This is a genomic window from Brevundimonas sp. (genome assembly GCF_046299535.1).
In the GTDB taxonomy this organism is placed as follows: Bacteria; Pseudomonadota; Alphaproteobacteria; order Caulobacterales; family Caulobacteraceae; genus Brevundimonas.
In genome coordinates this window covers 13,785-33,181 of record NZ_JBKBIB010000013.1, presented here as the reverse complement: position 1 = coordinate 33,181, position 19,397 = coordinate 13,785, and the positions used below count along the sequence as shown (strand labels likewise).

Sequence of the window (19,397 nt, the reverse complement as noted above, 5' to 3'; positions counted from 1 at the left end):
AGGGGGACCGAACCATGAAACGACTGCTGATGCTGGCGGCCTGCGCGGCCGCCCTCGCCTCGCCCGCTTTCGCACAGGACGCGGCGCTGGAACGGGCGGTGGCGCAGGACTACCAGGCTAATCTGGCGGCCCTTTGGGACCACTTCCACCGCAACCCCGAACTGTCGGGGCTGGAGGTCCAGACGGCCGCGCGCATGGCGCAGGAGCTGGAGGCGCTGGGCTATGAGGTGACCACCGGCGTGGGCGGCCACGGCGTGGTGGCGATCCTGCGCAACGGCGAGGGCCCCACCGTCATGTTGCGCGCCGACATGGACGGCCTGCCCATCGCGGAGGATTCCGGCCTGGCCAACGCCTCCACAGCGCGGCAGGTGGACCATGACGGGACCGAAAAGCCGGTCATGCACGCCTGCGGCCACGATGTGCACATCACAGCCCTGGTGGGCGCGGCCCGCCAGATGCAGGCGCGGCGCGACAACTGGTCCGGCACCCTGATCCTGATCGCCCAGCCGGCGGAGGAGACCATCTCCGGCGCCCGCACCATGATGCAGGACGGGCTGTACGAGCGTTTCCCGAAGCCGGATCACGCCGTCGCCTTCCACGTGGCCTCGGGGCTTGAGGCCGGACGCATCATGGTGCCCGAGGCCATCGCCTATTCCAGCTCGGACAGCGTGGACATCACGGTGCGGGGCGTAGGGGCCCACGGCGCCTCGCCGCACATGGGCGTGGACCCGGTGCTGGTGGCCAGCCAGATCGTGGTGTCGTTGCAGTCGGTGGTCAGCCGGGAGATCGCGCCCCTGAACCCCGGCGTGATCACCGTCGGTTCGATTCACGGCGGCATCAAGCACAACATCATCCCCGACCGGGTGGACCTGCAGCTGACCGTGCGCTCCGATGATTTCGAGGTGCGCGAACAGCTTCTGGACGGCATAGACCGGGTGGCGCGGGGCACGGCGGTGGCGCTGGGGGTGCCCGACGATCTGCTGCCGGTGGTGACGCGATCGCAGACCCAGACCACACCGCCGACCATCAACGACACGCCCACCGCCGCCATCGTGCGCGCGGCCATCGCGGCGGGCATGGGCGAGGACATCCTGATCGAGCGACCGCGCGAGGGCATGGGGGCGGAGGACTTCTCCTACTTCATCGCGCCGGGCACGGGCGTGCGCGGGGTCTATTTCGCGGTGGGCGGCACGGCTCAGGGCGAGCTGGAGACGGCGTCGTCCCACCACTCGCCCTTCTTCCGCATCGAACCGGAGCCGTCCGTCACTTCCGGGGTGACGGCCATGGTGCTCGCGGCCGAGGCGCTGTTCGCCGCAGACTAGACCTCAGACGCCGGCTTCGCTCGGCGCCTGCCCCTGAACGCCGATCGACTCGTCGATGGGGTCGGCGTCGTCCTGATCATTTTCGAGGTCTTCGTCTTCCGCGTTGGCGGCCTGGATCGCGTTCGGATCGCGCTGGGCTTCAAGCTCGCGCGCGCCGAGCCCAAGGCCTTGCTGGCTCGCCTGATCAGCCCTGGTTTCGTCGGTTTCGAAGCGGGGATCTTCGGGTGTGGTGGTGCTGTCGGTCATGGTGCTCTCCGTCGGGCGGACAGTCCGCCCTCCATGGCGGCAACCTCGGGCCTCGCCGAATGTTCCGGTAGCGCAGTCGCAACCTTTAACAGCCCGGAAGCGTAGTTGCTGTAACGCTTGAAGCCATTCGAAGGCGCGCCATGTCCTCCATCAACCGCCCCACCTCCGCCCAGCAGATGCGCCGCTACGTCGTGCTGGCCGCGGCCCTGTTCGCGCCCATCGTGGGATACGGCCAGATGCTGCTGGGCTGGGGCCAGAGTCCGGCCGAGTTCTCCGCCGACGGCGACCAGACCCTGCGGGTGGCGGGCTACGCCTTCTCCATATGGGGTTTGATCTACGCCTGGCTGATCGCCTATGGAGTCTGGCAGGTGCTGCCGCGCACCGGCGAGAGCGATCTACTGAGCCGCTTGGGCTGGCCCTCGGCGGCGGCCATGTTCGGCATCGGCCTGTGGGTCATCGCCTCGGCGGCCGGCTGGGACGCAGCCACAATCGTGCTGATCGCCGGGTCGGGACTGGTGCTGATCGCGCCCATGCTGATGAGCACCCAATTGATCCGCGCCGCGCCGTCACGGGATTCCGACCGCTGGCTGATCGCGTGGCCGCTGGGCCTTCTGGCCGGTTGGCTGACCATCGCCACGGCGGCCAACGTCCTTACGGTCGCCACCGCCAATGAAGCCCTGCCGCCGGGCCTGCCGCCCACGGGCTGGGCCCTGCTGGCCGTAGGCGTCGTGGTGGCGGCCGCCCTGCTGGTGACATGGCGCCTGCGCCTGATGGCCTATCCCCTCCCCATCGCCTGGGGCCTGATGGCGGTGTTCGTGGCCGAACAGGAGCGAAACCCGCTGCTGGGCTTCTCCGCCCTCGCCGCATCGCTGCTGGTTTTGATCGTCGCCCTGATCCTGGTGTTCCGCCTGAAGCGCGACATAGCACGCTGACGCACGCGAGAGGCTGACACGACTCCCCGGGGACGCTAGAAGCGCGCCCATGAGCGCGCACACCCCCACCATGGCCGAACTGGCCGCCGAGTACGGCCTGGCCGAAAACGAATATCAGGTCCTCCTCGACCGCCTGGGCCGGGAGCCCCGGCTGGTGGAGTTGGGCGTCTTCTCGGTCATGTGGTCCGAGCACTGCTCCTACAAGTCGTCAAAGATCCATCTGGGAAAGTTCCCCACCAAGGGGCCGCGCGTCATCTGCGGGCCGGGGGAGAACGCCGGAGTCATCGACATCGACGACGGCGACGCCTGCATCTTCAAGATGGAGAGCCACAACCACCCGTCGTTCATCGAACCCTATCAGGGCGCGGCCACCGGCGTGGGCGGCATCATGCGCGACGTCTTCACCATGGGCGCGCGCCCCGTGGCCCTGCTGAACGCCCTGCGCTTCGGCGACCCCGAGCATGAGAAGACCCGCCGCCTCGTCACCGGCGTGGTGGCCGGCATCGGCGGCTACGGCAACTGCGTGGGCGTGCCCACCGTGGCGGGCGAGACCAATTTCCACCGGGGCTACAACGGCAACATCCTGGTCAACGCCATGTGCGTGGGCGTGGCCAGGGCCGACTCCATCTTCTATTCGGCCGCCCCTGCGCCGGGCCATTCGGTGGTCTATTTCGGCTCCAAGACCGGTCGGGACGGCATCCACGGGGCGACCATGTCCTCGGCCGAGTTCGACGACGAGTCCGACGCCAAGCGCCCCACAGTGCAGGTGGGCGACCCCTTCGCCGAGAAGCTGCTGATCGAGGCGACCCTTGAGCTGATGGCCTCGGGCGCCGTGGCCGCCATTCAGGACATGGGCGCGGCGGGCCTGACGTCATCCTCCGTGGAAATGGCTGGCAAGGGCGGCGTGGGCGTCGAGCTGGACCTGGACCAGGTGCCCCAGCGCGAAGAAGGCATGACCGCCTATGAGATGATGCTGTCCGAAAGCCAGGAGCGGATGCTGGCGGTGCTGAAGCCCGGGCGCGAGGACGACGGCCGCAGCATCTTCGAGAAATGGGGGCTGGACGCCGCCGTCATCGGCAAGACCACCGACACCGGCCATCTGGTGCTGAAGCACAAGGGCGAGGTGGTCTGCGACGTGCCGCTGGCGCCCCTGTTCGACGACGCGCCGCTGTATGACCGGCCGTGGACCCAGCCGCTTCTGCACCCGCGCCTCGACCCGAAGGACGTGCCCGCGCCCGCTGACTGGACCGAGGCGGTGCTGAAGGTCCTCACCTGTCCCGACATGGCTTCCAAGCGCTGGATCTGGGAGCAGTACGATCGCCACGTGATGGCCGACACCCTGCAGGACTCCTCGACCGGGGCCGACGCCGGCGTGGTCCGCGTGCACGGCACGGACAAGGGTCTGGCGGTCACCTCGGACTGCACCCCCCGCTATGTTCAGAACGATCCCTATGAAGGCGGCAAGCAGGCGGTGGCCGAGGCCTGGCGCAACCTGACCGCCGTGGGCAGCCGCCCCATCGCCATCACCGACAACCTGAACTTCGGCAATCCCCAGCGCCCGGAGATCATGGGCCAGATCGTGCGCGCCATCGACGGCATGGCCGAGGCCTGCGCCGTGCTGGACTTCCCCGTCGTGAGCGGGAACGTCAGCCTTTACAACGAGACCAACGGCGTCGCCATTCCACCCACCCCCACCGTGGGCGCCGTAGGCCTGCTGCCCAACTATGACATAACCACCGGATTCGCGGGCATGGTCGAGGGCGATGCGCTGGTGCTGATCGGCGACACCCATGGGGAACTGGGCGCATCCCTTTATCTGCGCGAGGTTCTGGGCCGCGAGGACGGCGCCCCGCCCCCGGTGGATCTGGCGATGGAACGCAAGACCGGCGACTTCGTGCGCAGCCTGATCGAGGCGGGCAAGCTGACGGTGGTGCACGACCTGTCCGACGGCGGCCTGATCGGCGCGGCGGCGGATCTGGCCCTGGCGTCGGACACGGGCGTCATGCTGGACGCCACCAGCGAGCAGCACGCCCACATCCTGCTCTTCGGTGAGGACCAGGCCCGTTATCTGGTCGCGGTTCAGGACGCCGACGCGCTGATCGCCGGCGCCCGGGAGGCCGGTCTGCACGCCTCGGTGGTGGGCCGCGCCGGTGGAACCGACTTCGCGTCGAAGGGCTTGTTCAGCATCCCCCTGGCCGAGCTTCGTCGCCGTCACGAAGGCTGGCTGCCCGACTGGATACAAGGCTGACCCCATGAGCATCACGGCGGACACGGTTTACAGACCCCAGGTTCCGCCGCGACGCTCCGGCGGCCCGCTGTCCATGCCCGCTTTCCTGTGGCTGAGCTGGCGCGATCCCCTGCGTATCTGGTCGGACCGGCACTTCGAGCTGCCGCAAATCCATGGGCGCGGCGTCTTTGGCGAAATGCTGGTGGTCAGCCATCCCGAAGGCGTCCGACATGTCCTGACCGAGAACGCCGCCAACTATGTGAAGGGCGACCTTCAACGGCGCGTTCTCGGCCCCCTGCTGGCCGAGGGGTTGTTGCTGGCCGAAGGGGAGGACTGGCGCCGCGCCCGGCGCATCATGGCCCCCCTGTTCACCCCGGCCCGCATCGGCGGTCTGACCCGGCGCATGGCCGAGGTGTGCGAAACGCGGATCGGCGGATGGCGGCTGGCGCCTCAGGGCCGCATCATGGACATGGACAGCGAGTTGTCTGGCCTGACCTTTGACATCCTGTCCGCCACCATGTTCTCCGATGATCTGGGGGGACAGGCCGCCGGCTTCGAGCGCGCCCTCAACAGCTTTCTTTCCGCCGGGGCCCGCATTGATCCGCTGGACGTGATGGGCGCGCCGGACTGGGCGCCGCGGCTGGGTCGCGTCGCCAGCCACCGCTCGGCGGTCTTCTTCGAAAAGCGCGTCACCGCCCTCGTCGCCGCCCGGCGCGCGCGCATGGAACACGGCCATGCCGCGCCGCCCGACCTGCTGACCGCTCTTCTGACCGCCCGGGACGAGGGCGGCGGACGGGGGCTCAGTGACAGCGAGGTGGCCGCCAACATCCTGACCTTCATCCTGGCCGGGCATGAGACCACCGCCCGGGCGCTGGGCTGGACCCTGCATCTGCTGTCACGCCAGCCCGAGGTCATGGCCAGGGTCCAGGCCGAGGCGGACGGCTTCGACATCGACCACCCGGACTGGGCCGATCGCATGCCTTGGATCCGCGCCGCCTTCGAGGAGACCATGCGCCTGTTCCCGCCCGCCCCGACCATGGCCCGCAAGGCGCTGGAAGCGGATGTGATCGGAGGCCAGGCCATCGGCGCGGGCACTACAGTGGTGATCTCACCCTGGGTGCTGCAGCGTCACCGCCGGCTGTGGGACGATCCCGACGCCTTCAGGCCGGAGCGGTTCCTGCCGGAAAACCGCAAGGCGGTCGACCGCTACGCCTATGTTCCCTTCAGTGCGGGGCCGCGGGTGTGCATCGGCGCCAGCTTCGCGGTGCAGGAGGCCATGGTCGCCCTGGCCGTCATCCTGCGCGAAGCGCAGGTGGAGCCGGTCACGCGCGCCGAGCCCCGCCCTGTGCATCAGGTGACGCTTCGCGCCCGCCGGCCCATCGAGCTGCGGCTCAGACAACGCCAGAAGACCGCGTAAGCCGCCCCTTAAGGATTATCGAGCATCCTTAACGGCGTTATCCGGAGGCCGATTCCCCATGCCCATGCCTGTCGAGACGCTGGAACAGCATCTGCGCGACGCCTTTCCCGACGCCGAGATCGAAATTCACGATCTGGCGGGCGACGGTGACCATTACCGTGCGCGCATCGTCTCGACCGCCTTCGCCGGCCTGCCCCGGATCAAGCAGCATCAGGCGGTCTATGCGGCCCTGAAGGGCAAGATGGGCGGCGAACTTCATGCCCTGGCGCTGGAGACCAGCGCCCCGCAGGGAGCCTGACCATGCGCTATCGCCCCCTCGGCCGGTCCGGTTCTGCTGTGTCCGTCCTCACCCTGAACATCGGCGCCGACACGCTGGCGGGCGGGCCTTCGCGGGCGCAGGCGCTGGTGTTTGCGGCCTTGGAGGCCGGCATCAACACCATCCATCTGACCAGCGCCGATCCGGTCCTTGCCGAGGCGGTGGGCCAGGCGCTGTCCGAGGTGGACCGCAAGCTGATCCAGGTCTCCGTCAGTCTGGGCCGGGCCGACGGCCGTCGGGGCGGTCGGGACTTTTCCCCCGAAGCCCTGACCGGCGCGATCGATCGCACCCTGCACGCCTCGAACCTGGGCTGGATCGACCTGGCCATGCTGAACGAGCCGGGAGAGGACGAGATGCCCCAGACCGCCCTGAACGCCCTCAAGGCCCAGCGCACGTCCGGCCGCATCCGCATGCTGGGCATTTCCGGAGACGGGGACGTCATGGACGCCTACGTCTCCACAGGCGCGTTCGACGTCCTGGCCACCAGCTATCACGTGAACTCGCCCTGGCAGACCCGCCACCGCATGCGCGCGGCGCTGGAGCGTGACATGGCGGTGATGGCCTATAGCTATTTCCCCGAAGCGCTGGACACGGCGAGGAAGGCCGAGACTGTCCATGCGCCGAAAAAGGGCCTGTTTGGCCTGGGCGGCGGCCGCCCCCGGCACGATCCTCTGGCGGGCGCGGGCACCTTCGCCTTTCTTCACCAAACTCACGGCTGGAGCGCCGAGCACATCTGCCTGGCCTTCACCCTGACCGATCCGTCCATCGCCACGGTTATGGTGGACGCCCCCGACGCCGAGCGCATCGAGGCGCTGGCCAGCGTGCCAGAGCGGGATCTACCCCCCGGTCTGGCCGCCCAGATCGAGATGGCCCGGGTCCGCATGGCGGCGGCCTGAACGCCCTGACTCCGCACACACCGGGGTCACGAGCCGAGGGCAAAGGGTCCGCTCGCCTTGACCGGGCCCTGATCGATCCCTAGCTGACAGGTTCCTCCCGAACAGGCGAACTCCCGTGACCGATACGACCGAGAACCCCGTCCATGCCTTCATCGCCGCCACCGTGGCCGAACACCCGGTGGTGCTGTTCATGAAGGGCACCCCCGACGCGCCACGCTGCGGCTTCTCGGCCGCCGTCGTGCAGATACTCGATCATGTGGGCGCGTCCTTCGTCGGCGTGGACGTGCTTCAGGACGAAGCCTTGCGCGACGGCATCAAGGCCTTCACCGACTGGCCCACCATTCCGCAGCTCTATGTGAAGGGTGAATTCGTCGGCGGTTCGGACATCGTGCGCGAGATGTTCCAGTCGGGCGAGCTTCAGCAGGCCCTGACCGAAAAGGGCGTGGTCCTGGGCGAGGCCTGATCGTGGCGCGGCAGGCGTGGACCCCGCGCGAGGATCGTCAGGTCTTCACCCTGCCCCTGACTATCCTCGACGAGCACATCGACGAGAACGGCCATGTCAACAATGTGGTCTATGTGGGCTGGCTGCAGGAAGCGGGCACGGCCCACTGGAACAGCCGCTTCAGCGCCGAGGATCGCGCCCGCTGGTCCTGGGTCGCCCTGCGGCACGAGGTGGACTATTTTCGCCCCCTGCCCCCCGGCGCGACGGCTGTGGCCCGCACATGGGTCGGCGACCCGCAAGGCCCCCGCTTCGCCCGCTATGTCCGCATCGAGGATGGCGAGGGTCGTCTGTGCGCCCAGGGCCTGTCCGAATGGTGTCTGGTGGACTCGGCGACCATGCGCCCCCACCGCATTCCGCCTGAAATGGTCAGGCCATTCGAGGCCTGACCATCCTCACATTCAGGGCACGACCAGCGGATTGGCTAGCACCAGCGCCGCACCGCGCTCGAGGCCCAGTTCCGCATAGGTCCAGGACACTTCAACGCCCTCGGCGACCAATGCGCGGCAGTGGTCCGGTTCGGCGCGCACCAGGGTCATTTCCCCTGCCATGTCGCCACCATCCGTAATCTCCACACGGAAGTCGGACTTGTCGGTGCAGCCGTTGGAGGTGACGCGCACCACCGCACTGTCCCGCTCGAACCGGACGGCGTGAACACTTTCCAGCTCGCGGGCCTGAACCTGGACAGAGCTTGCGGAACTGGTGCGCACCGTCGTCGTCTCGCCGCTGTCGCTGGCGTAGATGACGCAGCCCCCCAGCATCAGCGGGGCCGCCAGCACCAAGGGAAGAACGCGCATCAACGGTTCGTATCGTCGCTGGTGGTGATCACGCGCGTGGACGGCTTATCCGTGGCGATGATGATGCAGCCCGAGAGCATGGGCGCGGCGATAGCGGCGATGAGAAGAATACGAAGCATTGGAAAGGCCCCTCGGGAATGACTTGATGCGCAATACTGCCAAGGCGCGCATGCAAAGGCACGTGAACAATCGGAAAGGGTGTCAGCCCTTGTCCTCGTCCTCTTCCACGAAGTCCTGAACGAATTCGGGCGTATCGCCGTCCTCGACCGGATCCTCGTCCTCACCCTCCCCGCGCGACGGATCAGGAACTTCGAAGCCGGCAGGCAGTGACAGGTCCAGCAGTCCAGCGGCCTTCATTTCCTGCACACCGGGCAAATCATACAGGCTGGCCAGTCCGAAATGCTCCATGAAGCGGTCGGCCGTCGCGTAGGTGACCGGTCGCCCCGGCGTCCGCCGCCGCCCCTTCAGCCGCACGAAGCCCATCTCCAGCAACAGGTCCAGGGTGCCCTTGGAGATGCTGACCCCCCGCACGCTCTCGATCTCGGCGCGGGTGACCGGCTGGTGGTAGGCGATGATGGCCAGGGTCTCCAGCGCGGCCCTGGACAGCCGGCGCGGCTCCTCGCGCTCCTCGGTCATCAGGAACGACAGGTCCGGCGCGGTGCGGAAGCGCCAGCGGCCCGCCACGCATTCCAGCTCCACACCCCGGCCCGCATAGCGCTCGATCAGGGCGGTGAGGGTCCCGCCCACATCGGCGCCTTCAGGCAGGCGGCGGGCGATCTCCTCCACCGACAGGGGCGCGGCGGCGGCGAACAGCAGCGCCTCGATGCGGCGCTCCAGATCATCGGGCTCCACGGTCACGGGGTCAGCTCCAGCGGCTGGCCGATGTCCCGGCGGCGCAGATAGAGGTCGTCGAATGGCCGGGTCTGACGCACATCCATGGCACCTTCCTTGACCAGCTCCAGGCTGGCCGACAGGGTCGAGGCCACATAGGAGGCCTGGGTCGGCCCCTCCCTGCCGCGCTCGCGCGTGGGGGCCACCTTCTCAAGCGGGGTCCAGTCGGCCAGTTTCGGCATCATCTCGCGCAGCCAGTCGCGCGCTTCCTCGAGCGCAAAGGCCTCCACCCGCTGGGTGGGGGTATAGCGGCGCTGATCCTCACGTCGGCGCTGGACCACATAGGCCACCATCAGATCATAGAGGCTGACATCCACCCGGTCGGACGGCACGATGACGGTGGCTTCCGGATCGCCGCGGGTGAACACGTCGCGCTTCAGCTGGGGCCGGGCGGTGATGGCCTCGACCGCCGTGCGCATGGCCTCCAGCTTCTTGAGGCGGAAGGCGAGCGCGGCGGCCATCAGTTCGGCGGGCGGCTCGTCCTTCGCCTTCTGCTCGTTACGGGGCAGCAGCAGGCGCGATTTGAGATAGGCCAGCCACGACGCCATCACCAGATAGTCCGCCGCCAGCGAGAAATTTCGGCTGCGCGCCTCATGCACGAAGGCCAGATACTGTTCGGCCAGCTTCGTGATCGACAGCTTCAGCAGATCGACCTTCTGGGTGCGGGCCAGCGCCAGCAGCACGTGCAGCGGCCCCTCATAGCCGTCGATGTCCACCACGAAGGTCTGGTCGTCGGGCGCCGCGTCCACGGCGTCGAAGCCCAGATCGGTCTGGAATTCCTCGCTCATGCCTCACCCGCCGCCGGGCCGGCCGCCGCCGTCATGCGTCCCGCCAGACGCGCCTCGAACCGGGCGCGGGCATGGGTCTCGTCCAGCGGCTCGGGCGTCGCCGGAACACGGGCCAGCGCGGCTTCGGCACGTTTGGCCGGCGCGCCCCTCAGACGCCCGACGCCCTCGGCCACGGCGCGCATCTCGTTCAGATTGCCGTTGCAGTGCAGGACCAAATCGCATCCGGCCCTCAGCGAGGCCTCGGCCCGTTCCCGCAGCGAGCCGCTCAGCGCGTTCATGGACAGGTCGTCGGTGATGATGAGGCCGCCGAAGCCCAGACCACCCTTCGCCACGTCGTCGCGCATCAGCCGGACCGCCTTGCGGGAGGTGGTGGCCGGGCGCTTCCTGTCGATGGCCTCGAACACCACGTGGGCGGTCATGGCCAGGGGCATGTCCGACAGGGCGCGGAACGGGGCGAAGTCCCAGGCGTCCAGGGTCTTCATGGGGTCGGCCACCACCGGCAGGGCGTGGTGGCTGTCCGCCGTGGCGCGGCCGTGCCCCGGCATGTGCTTGATCACCGGCAGGACGCCGCCCGCCAGCAGGCCTTCGGCCGCCGCACGGCCCAGCAGGGCCACCATGGCGGGATCGTGGGCGTAGGCACGGTCGCCGATGATGTCGTGGGCGCCCGGCGTCGGCGTATCCAGCACCGGCAAACAGTTCACCGTGACGCCCAGCGCCAGCAGATCATGGGCGATCAGCCGCGCGCCCAGACGCGCCAGCTCGCGCGCTTCCAGCGGATCGGTGGCGGCCTGCAGATAGGCCCCGCCCGGCGGCCAGGCGGGCCAGTGGGGCGGGCGCAGGCGCTGGACCCGTCCGCCCTCCTGATCGATCAGGATGGGCGCATCAGCCCGGCCCACGCACTCGCGCAGGGCGGCGGTCAGGGCCCGGACCTGATCGGGCGTCTCCACATTGCGACGGAACAGGATGAAGCCCCAGGGCCGGACCTCGCGGAAGAAGCGTCGCTCCTCCTCGCCCAGCACCGGGCCTTCACACCCATAGATCGCCGCCGAACTCACTAGCGGACCAGACAGTCGCGCCCGGCGTTCCTCAGCGCGGCGCAAAAGGCTGTCGCCTGCTCGCGCGAGAAGCCGTTGAAGGTGGTGCGGTACAGGGTCGAGCCCGAAGAGCTGGTCACCTGCTCCACGCCCTTGGTTCGGCCCCGCGCATATTCGGGGAAGGCGGCGGCCACAGCGGCGTACTCACGGTCGGCCACGTCCCGCGAGGAGAAGGCCCCGATCTGCACCGCAGAGCCTCCTGTCGTCGGCGTCGGGGCGGTCGCAGCGCGATCCGGAACCGTCTCCGTGCGCGGGGGCGCGGCGTCCGCGGCGGCGGCGGGGCGGGTCGTCTCAGGCACGCGGGCCGGCGGCAGGGGCGCGGCTTCCGCTTCCGGCTCGGGCCGAGGCTGAACCTCTTCCGGCGGCGGCGCGAATTGCGGCGTCTCTCCCTGGGGCGCCGCGTCATAGGCTGTGATGTCCCCTTCCGGGTCCACCGGCTGGGCGTCCACAGGCGCGGGGCCGGTCAGATCGCCCAGCGACTCCCCGACAACCGGCGGCGCATCGCCCGGCGACCGTACGCCGCCCAGGCCGTAGATCAGCCCAATGGCCGCCAGAAGCACCAGCAGCACCACCACGCTGATGATCAGCATCATGGGAATGGGCTTCCTGGGCTCCGGCCCGCGCGCATCGAAACCTCCGCGGCGGAACGGCAGGTCATCGTCGTCCGGGGGCGTATAGGCGCCGCGGTCGGGGTCGTTTCGGTTGTTGTCGTCGTAGGACATGGCGCGTTCCAGGTCAGGCCGCCCGCGAATCGCGGGATCGAACCCTTATCTTACGCCCCGCCCGGCCTTCGTTCTAAGTCGAATCACAGATCGAGCTGCAGGTCGAGACTGAACAGCTTCCGGTGCTCCTCGATGGCGTAGCGATCGGTCATGCCGGCGATGTAGTCGCACACCGCCCGGGCGCGCCGGTCGGGGTCGTCGTTCTTCGCCTTGCCGCTCCATTCCGGGGGCAGGACGTCGGGCTCGCGCATGAACAGGGCGAACATCTCGGACAGGATGCGTCTGGCCTGGCTGCGGGTGCGGTTGACCCGGTAGTGGCGGTACATGCGCTCGTAGAGAAACGCCCGCAGCCGCCCCAAATCCTCCATCATGGGCCCGGAGAACTGCACCAGGGTGCGGCTGGCCGCGCGCACGTCCTCCGCCGTCCTGATCCCGTCCTCGGCGATGCGGCGCTCGGTCTCGGCCAACACATCGTCGATCATGGCCCCGATCATGCGCCGCACGGCCTCCAGCCGGATCATGCGGTTGTCCAGATCGGGCCAGTCCTTACGCGTGCCGTGCAGGATCGGCCCGATCAGCGGCACGTCATTCAGGTCGTCCAGACGGAACAGCCCCGCCTGCACCCCGTCGTCCACGTCGTGGTTGTTGTAGGCGATGTCGTCGGCGATGGCGGCCGCCTGGGCCTCCAGCGAGGCGAAGCTGTCCAGCCGCAGGTCCCATTCGGCGCCGTAGTCGGCGATGGCGCGCCAGGACGGCTTGTGCAGCTGGTCCGTCACCGGCCCGTTGTGCTTGACCACCCCCTCGATGGTCTCCCAGCTCAGGTTCAGACCGTCAAAGGCAGGATAGCGCTCCTCCAGCTTCGTCACCACGCGGAAGGTCTGGACGTTGTGGTCGAAGCCGCCGTGGGCCGCCATGCACAGCTGAAGCTCGTCCTCGCCGGCATGGCCGAACGGCGGATGGCCCAGGTCGTGGGCCAGGGCGACCGTTTCGGCCAGATCCTGATCCAGTTTCAGCGCATGGGCGATGGACCGCGCGATCTGGGCCACCTCCAGGCTGTGGGTCAGGCGGGTGCGATAGTGGTCGCCCTCGTGGGCCACGAACACCTGGGTCTTTTCCTTCAGGCGGCGAAAGGCGGTGCAGTGGATGATGCGGTCCCGATCCCGCGCAAAGGCGTTGCGGGTGCGGCTGACGGTCTCGGGAAACAGCCGGCCCCGGGAAGCGTCAGGGGTCTCGGCATAGGGGGCGCGTTGGGCGGACAAGGTCACTTAGGCGTCTTTGTCTGATCGCGGGCCTTTGCGAACGCCCGCACGCGCCTCATATAGAGGGACGTGAGCACCGTCCAACCCATCATCCCCGCCGGCCTGGCCCTCAGCATTGCGCCGCGCGCGCCCGAGGGCATAACGTTGTCCGAAAGCGGCTCCCGCCGTCTGGCCGAGCTTTCGGCGGACGAGGGCCGCACGGTCATGCTGCGCGTGGCCGTGGACGGCGGCGGCTGTTCGGGCTTCCAGTACCGCTTCGAACTGGTGGAGGCGGCCGAGGACGATGACCTGCGCGTCGAGCGGGGCGGCCAGACCGTGCTCATCGATCCGGTCTCCATCCCCTTCCTCAAGGGCTCGGAGATCGCCTTCGTGGACGAACTGGCCGGCGCCCAGTTCGTGGTGCGCAACCCCAATGCGGCCTCCAGCTGCGGCTGCGGCGTCAGTTTTTCGATCTGAGGCGTAGCTGACCGGGTTGCGATCGGGCATTTCCAAGGTAGCGTGAGGGCATGAAAATCCTCGTTTCGCTCATCGCCGCCGCCTCTTGCATCCTGGCCACCGCCGTGAGGGCGGATCAGCGGCCCGAACCGCTCGCGGAGGTCATGCTGGTTGGCGTCTACCACATGCACAACCCCGGGGCGGATCAGTTCAACATGGAGGCGGACGACGTGCTGTCGGATCGTCGCCAGGCCGAAATCTCGGCCATGACCGAGCGGCTGGCCGCCTGGGGCCCGGATCTGGTCATGGTCGAATGGACCCGTCAGAGTACGGCCCGTACAAACGCCGAGTACGGGGAATACCGCGACGGTGGACAGCGCGACAGCCGCAACGAGGTCGTGCAGCTGGGCTTCCGTCTGGCGAACAGACTCGACCACGACCGGATCGCGTCCATCGACGTCCAGACCCCCTTCTTCGCCGATGAGCACGGCGCCGTGAACGTCGATCCCGACGCCCGCATCCGCGAACTCAACGCCGAAATCGACGCCTATGGCCAGTGGGTCATCGGCGAACAGGGACGCCGCCTGGCCGAAAGCAGCATCGGGGATTTCCTCGCATGGATGAACTCCCCCGAGGCCCTCACCGCAAACCACGACTATTACATGCGGCACCTGATCCGCGTCTGGCAGGACGAGAACCAGGGCGGGGCGCACACCATCGCCAACTGGTACGAACGCAACATCCTCATCTTCCAGAATATCCTGCGCGAGGTGGAGGAAAGTGACGGGAGCGTTCGGCGCGTGGTCGTCTTCTATGGCCAAGGCCATATCCCCACCCTGGCACAGATGATCCGCGACACCCCCTGGCTAACCCTGGCTGATCCCCTGCCCTATCTGGCCGACTGAAGGGTCGCCTCTCCAGAGCCTGATGTGAGGCGGCTTGCATTTAGGATAGTTCCTAATTAGCCTTCTCCCTATGAACAGCGTGTTCAAGGCCCTGTCCCATCCGGTGCGGCGGCGCATCATCGCCATGCTGAGGGCAGGCCCTATGGCGTCCGGCGACATCGCCGCGGCCTTCGACATGGCCTGGCCGACAGTGACCGGGCACCTGACCGCGCTGAAGGACGCCGGGCTGGTCAGCGCCGAGCGGGATGGATCGTCCATCCGCTATCGGCTCGACATCTCGGCGGTAGAGGAGGCGCTGGCGTTCCTGATGGATCTGACCGGCTCGCGCGACGACATGAACGACAAGGAGGGGTGATGAACCAGCGACTGAACCTGATCGACCTGGCCACGGCCGCGGCCAGCCTGGCCATCCTGGCCTACGCCGCCTGGATGCTCCTGTCCGGGCCGCAAGGCGCCATTCCCATGCACTACAGCGCCGATGGGACGCCCACGCGCTTCGGGGACCGGATGGAGGCGGGGCTGGTGATCGGCTCAATGGGCCTGATGCTGGCCGGCGTCGGCTGGGGCTTCGCCCATTACGCCCGCCGCACAAACGACGTCTCACGACGCCGGGGCCTGCTGGCTGGACAGCTGGTCACCCTTCTGACCATCGCCGCAACGACGGCCTTCATGGTGATGCTGATGACCGGCGGCGCCCTGCCCTCGCCCGCCCTGCAGATGGGCGGCGTGAGTCTGCTGTTCCTTGCCGTGGGCGCCTTTCTGGGCCGCGTGGGGCCGAACGTCGTCATCGGCGTGCGCACGCCCTGGGCCTTCAAGAGCAAGCTGGCGTGGGAAAAATCCAACCGACTGGCCGGGCGGCTGTTCAGCCTTCTGGGCCTGACCGGCATCGTGGCCGCGCCCTTCTCGCCCCAGCCCGCCGGCATGCTGGTCCTGATCGGGGCCATCTTCGTCGCCGCCATCTGGGCGGGCTTTGAAAGCTGGCGCGTGTGGCGCGCAGACCCTGATCGCCAACCCTTCTGACCCGGTGACTCCCATGCTCAGCGCCATCGCCCTGGCCGCCCTGATCCAGTCCGCGCCGGTTTCGGAGGACATCTTCATCCTCTCGGAGCCCGCGCCCCTGCACGGCACGCTGCTGACGCCCGTCGAGACACAGGCGGCGGCGGTCCTGATCCCCGGCTCCGGTCCCACGGACCGCAACGGCGACCAGTTGCCCGCCATCCGGGCCGCGACCTTGCGTCTGCTTGCCGAGGGGCTGGCCGGGCAAGGCGTGGCCACGGTGCGCATCGACAAGCGCGGCGTGGGCGCCAGCGCCGCCGCGACCCTGTCCGAAGATGCGCTGCGGTTCGATCACATGGTCGAGGACGCCCGCGCCGGGGCCGCAGATCTGACGGCGCGCACCGGCCGGGACTGCGTCTGGCTGATGGGCCACAGCGAGGGCGGGCTGGTGGCCCAGGTCGCGGCCGCAGACAATCCGCAGGTCTGCGGCGTCGTGCTGCTGGCGTCGGCCGGACGCCCGGCGGCGGATGTCTTGCGCGAACAGCTGGCCGCCCTGCCCCAGCCCATGAACGATCAGGCCATGCACGCCCTGACCGAACTGGAAGCCGGGCGGACCGTGGAGCCCGTGGCGGGTCTTGAGGCGCTGTTCCGCCCCTCCGTACAGCCCTACCTGATCTCCTGGTTCCGGCACGATCCGCGAGAACTGGCGGCGGCCTATGAGCGGCCCATGCTGATCGTCCACGCCGGGCGCGACATTCAGGTGGGCGAAGCCGACGCAGAAGCGCTGGCCGCAGCTCAGCCGAACGCCCGGCGGCTTGATCTCGAAGGCGTGAATCACGTGCTGAAGGCCGCGCCCGCAGACCGCGCCGGCAACATCGCCGTCTACGCCGATCCCGACGCCCCGCTGGCTGAGGGCCTGGCGGATGCGGTGGCGGCGTTCATTCTGGAGAACTGACGCCGGTCAGGCGTCGAGGATGGCGTCCAGGGCCGCGGCGACCTCGTCGATGCCGCCCATGCCGTCGATCTCCACCAGCTTGCCCGCGTCCTCGTAGTACGGCAGCAGCGGCGCGGTCTGGCGGTTGTAGACGCCCAGCCGGTCCTTGAAGGTCTCGGGATTGTCGTCCGGGCGGCCCTGTTCGGCGAAGCGCTTGGCGATGCGGCTGATCAGGGCGGCGTCGTCCACTTTCAGCCGGATCACCCTGTCGATGCCGCTGCCCCGCTCGGCCAACATGGCGTCCAGCGCCTCGGCCTGGGCCACGGTGCGGGGAAAGCCGTCGAAGATGGCGCCGCCGGCGGCGTCAGCCTCGGGCAGACGCTCCTTGATCAGGGCGATGACGATCTCATCGGTGACCAGATCGCCGCGCGCCAGCACGTCCTTGACCGTCTGACCCAGCTCCGACCCCGAGGCGATGGCCGCGCGAAGCATGTCGCCGGTGGACAGCTGGACCATGCCGCGCTGTTCAACCAGCCGCTTGGCCTGTGTTCCCTTGCCCGCCGCCGGCGGTCCAAACAGGATGATGTTCACGTCGCAGCCCTCCCGGCCGGTTTTATTTGCGGCCGGGCGCCAGGGCCCCCCGACCACGCAGCTTGGCCTTCTTGATGAGGCCCTCGTACTGGTGCGCCAGAAGATGAGACTGAATCTGCGCCACCGTATCCATGGACACCACCACCACGATCAGCAGCGAGGTGCCCCCGAAATAGCCGAGGCTGGCGAAGCGGGTGATCATGAACTCCGGAAGCAGACAGACCGCCGTGATGTAGGCCGCGCCGATGGTGGTCAGACGGGTCAGCACATAGTCCAGATACTCCGCCGTGCGCTTGCCCGGACGGATGCCCGGCAGGAAGCCGCCGTACTTGCGCAGGTTCTCGGCCGTGTCCTCCGGGTTGAAGGTGATGGAGGTGTAGAAGAAGCAGAAGAAGATGATCAGCGCGCCATAGAACACCATGAACACGGGCTGGCCGTGCTGCATCTGGCCCACGAGCCACTGCATCCAAGGCCCCATGTTGGCCTGGGGCGCCATGGCCGCCACCGTGGTCGGCAGCATCAGCAGCGACGAGGCGAAGATGGCCGGGATGACGCCGGCGGTGTTGACCTTCAGGGGCAGGAAGGAGCTTTCGCCGCCGACCATGCGGTTGCCCTGCTGGCGCTTGGGATACTGGATCAGCAGACGACGCTGGGCCCGCTCCATGAACACGATGAACACCACCACGGCGATGGACAGGACCGTGATGAACAACAGGGCGAAGGCCGAGATCTGACCTTCCTGGGCCAGGCCCAGCAGACGCCCGATGGCGCTGGGCAGGACCGCCACGATGCCGGCGAAGATGATCAGGCTGATGCCGTTGCCGACGCCGCGCGCCGTCACCTGCTCACCCAGCCACATCAGGAACATGGTGCCGCCGGTCAGGGTCACGACCGTGGTCAGCACGAAGAACACGCCCGGCTGATCGACCATGCCCTGCGAGTTCTGCAGGCCCACGGCGATGCCGAAGGACTGGGCGATGGCCAGCACGACGGTCAGATAGCGGGTGTACTGGTTCAGCTGCTTGCGGCCGGCCTCGCCGCCTTCCTTCTTCAGCTTCTCCCACGGCGGATAGACCGCCTGCATCAACTGCACGATGATGGACGCCGAAATGTAGGGCATCACGTTCAGGGCGAACACGGCCATCCGCTCCACGGCGCCGCCCGAGAACATGTTGAACATGTCCAGGATGCCCCGCTGCTGGTCCGGGTTTCCGAAGAAATCCAGGAACGCCTGCGAGTTGATTCCCGGGATCGGGATGTAGGTGCCGATGCGGTACACGATCAGCGCCATCAGGGTGAACAGGAGGCGCTTGTGCAGTTCCTTCGCGCGGGCGAAGGAGCCGATGTTCATGTTCGCGGCGAGTTGTTCGGCGGCCGAAGCCATATTGTGTGTCCCCCGAGGACGCTGACGGTTCGACGTCAGATAGGTGAAAAGCGGCCCCCATGCGAGGGCCGCCTTTATCTAATCGTCATCGCGAACCTGGCGCGCGGCGCCGGGCCGCGATGACACGGGTCTCAGGCCTTGGGCTTGCCGCGGGCGGCGTTGCGCTTGTCGACGCGCGCCTTGGCGGCTTCCTCGGCGGCGATGCGCTGCTCGACGACCGAGCCGCCCGCCGCCTCGATGGCCTTCTTCGCGCCGGCCGAAGCCGACCAGACGACCAGGTTCAGCTTGGCCTTCAGTTCACCGGTGCCCAGCACGCGCACACCGTCGCGGGTGCGGCGCAGAACGCCGGCGGCGACCAGGGCGTCGCCGTTGATCTCGGCCTTGGCGTCCAGCTTGCCGGCGTCCACGGCGTCCTGCAGACGCCACAGGTTCACTTCGGCCAGCTTCAGCGCGTTCGGATTGTTGAAGCCGCGCTTGGGCATGCGCATGTACAGGGGCATCTGCCCGCCTTCGAAGCCGCCAATGGCGACGCCCGAACGGGACTTCTGGCCCTTGACGCCGCGTCCGGCGGTCTTGCCCTTGCCGGAGCCGGGGCCGCGGCCGACACGCATGCGCTTCTTGTGGGCGCCTTCGTTGTCGCGGATTTCGTTCAGTTTCATGTGCCTGATCCTTTCGGGTTCTCGCGCCTGGCGAAGCCAGACTCGGCAGAAAAAAGAAAGTGGCGAGTGGCGAGTGATGAGTGGCGA

General features: G+C 68.2%; 23 protein-coding genes. 13 read left to right on the top strand and 10 right to left on the bottom strand.

The window, feature by feature from the left end:
* Nucleotides 1-14 precede the first annotated feature (14 nt).
* Nucleotides 15-1,322, top strand: a complete 1,308-nt coding sequence (locus tag ACK4FB_RS11710) for an amidohydrolase (protein WP_409752290.1) — start codon at nucleotides 15-17, stop codon at nucleotides 1,320-1,322.
* Between the two features lie 3 nt (nucleotides 1,323-1,325).
* Here ACK4FB_RS11710 and ACK4FB_RS11705 read toward each other — a convergent pair whose 3' ends face one another.
* Complete coding sequence (locus ACK4FB_RS11705; protein ID WP_409752287.1) at nucleotides 1,326-1,568, bottom strand: hypothetical protein; 243 nt, start codon at nucleotides 1,566-1,568, stop codon at nucleotides 1,326-1,328.
* 140 nt (nucleotides 1,569-1,708) lie between these two features.
* Between ACK4FB_RS11705 and ACK4FB_RS11700 the strand changes: the two genes are divergently transcribed.
* The 7 genes from ACK4FB_RS11700 to ACK4FB_RS11670 all read left to right on the top strand — a co-directional run bounded on the left by ACK4FB_RS11700 (nucleotide 1,709) and on the right by ACK4FB_RS11670 (nucleotide 8,244).
* Complete coding sequence (locus tag ACK4FB_RS11700; RefSeq protein WP_409752284.1) at nucleotides 1,709-2,500, top strand: hypothetical protein; 792 nt, start codon at nucleotides 1,709-1,711, stop codon at nucleotides 2,498-2,500.
* A 49-nt stretch (nucleotides 2,501-2,549) separates the two neighbouring features.
* Entirely contained in the window at nucleotides 2,550-4,748 is a 2,199-nt protein-coding gene (gene purL, locus ACK4FB_RS11695) for a phosphoribosylformylglycinamidine synthase subunit PurL (protein ID WP_409752281.1), read from the top strand.
* Nucleotides 4,749-4,752: 4 nt separating this feature from the next.
* Nucleotides 4,753-6,144 carry a cytochrome P450 gene (locus tag ACK4FB_RS11690; RefSeq protein ID WP_409752278.1) on the top strand — a complete coding sequence of 464 codons (1,392 nt, stop codon included), beginning with the start codon at nucleotides 4,753-4,755 and terminating at the stop codon, nucleotides 6,142-6,144.
* A gap of 58 nt (nucleotides 6,145-6,202) precedes the next feature.
* Entirely contained in the window at nucleotides 6,203-6,442 is a 240-nt protein-coding gene (locus ACK4FB_RS11685; protein ID WP_409752275.1) for a BolA/IbaG family iron-sulfur metabolism protein, read from the top strand.
* Nucleotides 6,443-6,444: 2 nt separating this feature from the next.
* Nucleotides 6,445-7,356 (top strand): aldo/keto reductase, encoded by a 912-nt coding sequence (locus ACK4FB_RS11680; protein WP_409752272.1) that lies wholly within the window; start codon nucleotides 6,445-6,447, stop codon nucleotides 7,354-7,356.
* A gap of 115 nt (nucleotides 7,357-7,471) precedes the next feature.
* The gene (gene grxD / locus ACK4FB_RS11675) at nucleotides 7,472-7,819 is read left to right on the top strand and encodes a Grx4 family monothiol glutaredoxin (RefSeq protein WP_409752269.1); all 348 of its coding nucleotides are present in this window, start codon (nucleotides 7,472-7,474) and stop codon (nucleotides 7,817-7,819) included.
* Nucleotides 7,820-7,821: 2 nt separating this feature from the next.
* Nucleotides 7,822-8,244 (top strand): acyl-CoA thioesterase, encoded by a 423-nt coding sequence (locus ACK4FB_RS11670; protein ID WP_409752266.1) that lies wholly within the window; start codon nucleotides 7,822-7,824, stop codon nucleotides 8,242-8,244.
* Between the two features lie 12 nt (nucleotides 8,245-8,256).
* Here ACK4FB_RS11670 and ACK4FB_RS11665 read toward each other — a convergent pair whose 3' ends face one another.
* The 6 genes from ACK4FB_RS11665 to ACK4FB_RS11640 form a co-directional block, all read right to left on the bottom strand.
* A complete protein-coding gene (locus ACK4FB_RS11665; protein ID WP_409752263.1) occupies nucleotides 8,257-8,652 on the bottom strand; it encodes a hypothetical protein in 396 nt (131 codons plus the stop codon).
* A gap of 201 nt (nucleotides 8,653-8,853) precedes the next feature.
* Nucleotides 8,854-9,510, bottom strand: coding sequence for an SMC-Scp complex subunit ScpB (scpB, locus tag ACK4FB_RS11660; RefSeq protein WP_409752260.1), 657 nt, complete (start codon nucleotides 9,508-9,510; stop codon nucleotides 8,854-8,856).
* Nucleotides 9,507-10,331, bottom strand: coding sequence for a segregation and condensation protein A (locus ACK4FB_RS11655; protein ID WP_409752257.1), 825 nt, complete (start codon nucleotides 10,329-10,331; stop codon nucleotides 9,507-9,509). The genes scpB and ACK4FB_RS11655 overlap by 4 nt, the downstream gene beginning before the upstream one ends.
* Nucleotides 10,328-11,386: a beta-N-acetylhexosaminidase gene (nagZ, locus tag ACK4FB_RS11650; RefSeq protein ID WP_409752254.1), complete on the bottom strand. Its 1,059-nt coding sequence runs from the start codon at nucleotides 11,384-11,386 to the stop codon at nucleotides 10,328-10,330. The genes ACK4FB_RS11655 and nagZ overlap by 4 nt, the downstream gene beginning before the upstream one ends.
* Complete coding sequence (locus tag ACK4FB_RS11645; protein WP_409752251.1) at nucleotides 11,386-12,147, bottom strand: SPOR domain-containing protein; 762 nt, start codon at nucleotides 12,145-12,147, stop codon at nucleotides 11,386-11,388. Before ACK4FB_RS11645 ends, nagZ begins: the two co-directional genes overlap by 1 nt.
* A gap of 83 nt (nucleotides 12,148-12,230) precedes the next feature.
* On the bottom strand, nucleotides 12,231-13,412 hold the full coding sequence (locus ACK4FB_RS11640; protein WP_409752248.1) for a deoxyguanosinetriphosphate triphosphohydrolase: 1,182 nt from the start codon (nucleotides 13,410-13,412) through the stop codon (nucleotides 12,231-12,233).
* A gap of 108 nt (nucleotides 13,413-13,520) precedes the next feature.
* Here ACK4FB_RS11640 and erpA point away from each other — a divergent pair, with 108 nt between their 5' ends.
* The 5 genes from erpA to ACK4FB_RS11615 all read left to right on the top strand — a co-directional run bounded on the left by erpA (nucleotide 13,521) and on the right by ACK4FB_RS11615 (nucleotide 16,697).
* Nucleotides 13,521-13,862 carry an iron-sulfur cluster insertion protein ErpA gene (gene erpA, locus ACK4FB_RS11635; protein ID WP_409752449.1) on the top strand — a complete coding sequence of 114 codons (342 nt, stop codon included), beginning with the start codon at nucleotides 13,521-13,523 and terminating at the stop codon, nucleotides 13,860-13,862.
* Between the two features lie 50 nt (nucleotides 13,863-13,912).
* A complete protein-coding gene (locus tag ACK4FB_RS11630; protein ID WP_409752245.1) occupies nucleotides 13,913-14,746 on the top strand; it encodes a DUF5694 domain-containing protein in 834 nt (277 codons plus the stop codon).
* Nucleotides 14,747-14,816: 70 nt separating this feature from the next.
* On the top strand, nucleotides 14,817-15,101 hold the full coding sequence (locus ACK4FB_RS11625; RefSeq protein ID WP_409752242.1) for a metalloregulator ArsR/SmtB family transcription factor: 285 nt from the start codon (nucleotides 14,817-14,819) through the stop codon (nucleotides 15,099-15,101).
* Entirely contained in the window at nucleotides 15,101-15,766 is a 666-nt protein-coding gene (locus ACK4FB_RS11620) for an SdpI family protein (RefSeq protein ID WP_409752238.1), read from the top strand. The genes ACK4FB_RS11625 and ACK4FB_RS11620 overlap by 1 nt, the downstream gene beginning before the upstream one ends.
* Nucleotides 15,767-15,779: 13 nt before the next feature.
* A complete protein-coding gene (locus ACK4FB_RS11615) occupies nucleotides 15,780-16,697 on the top strand; it encodes an alpha/beta hydrolase (RefSeq protein ID WP_409752235.1) in 918 nt (305 codons plus the stop codon).
* A 6-nt stretch (nucleotides 16,698-16,703) separates the two neighbouring features.
* On the opposite strand, the gene ACK4FB_RS11610 is transcribed toward ACK4FB_RS11615, so the two are convergent.
* From ACK4FB_RS11610 to rplO, 3 genes are all read right to left on the bottom strand, one after another.
* Nucleotides 16,704-17,267: an adenylate kinase gene (locus ACK4FB_RS11610; RefSeq protein ID WP_409752232.1), complete on the bottom strand. Its 564-nt coding sequence runs from the start codon at nucleotides 17,265-17,267 to the stop codon at nucleotides 16,704-16,706.
* Nucleotides 17,268-17,289: 22 nt separating this feature from the next.
* Nucleotides 17,290-18,651, bottom strand: coding sequence for a preprotein translocase subunit SecY (gene secY / locus ACK4FB_RS11605; protein WP_409752230.1), 1,362 nt, complete (start codon nucleotides 18,649-18,651; stop codon nucleotides 17,290-17,292).
* Between the two features lie 131 nt (nucleotides 18,652-18,782).
* Nucleotides 18,783-19,310: a 50S ribosomal protein L15 gene (gene rplO / locus ACK4FB_RS11600; RefSeq protein ID WP_409693064.1), complete on the bottom strand. Its 528-nt coding sequence runs from the start codon at nucleotides 19,308-19,310 to the stop codon at nucleotides 18,783-18,785.
* Between the last annotated feature and the right edge of the window lie 87 nt (nucleotides 19,311-19,397).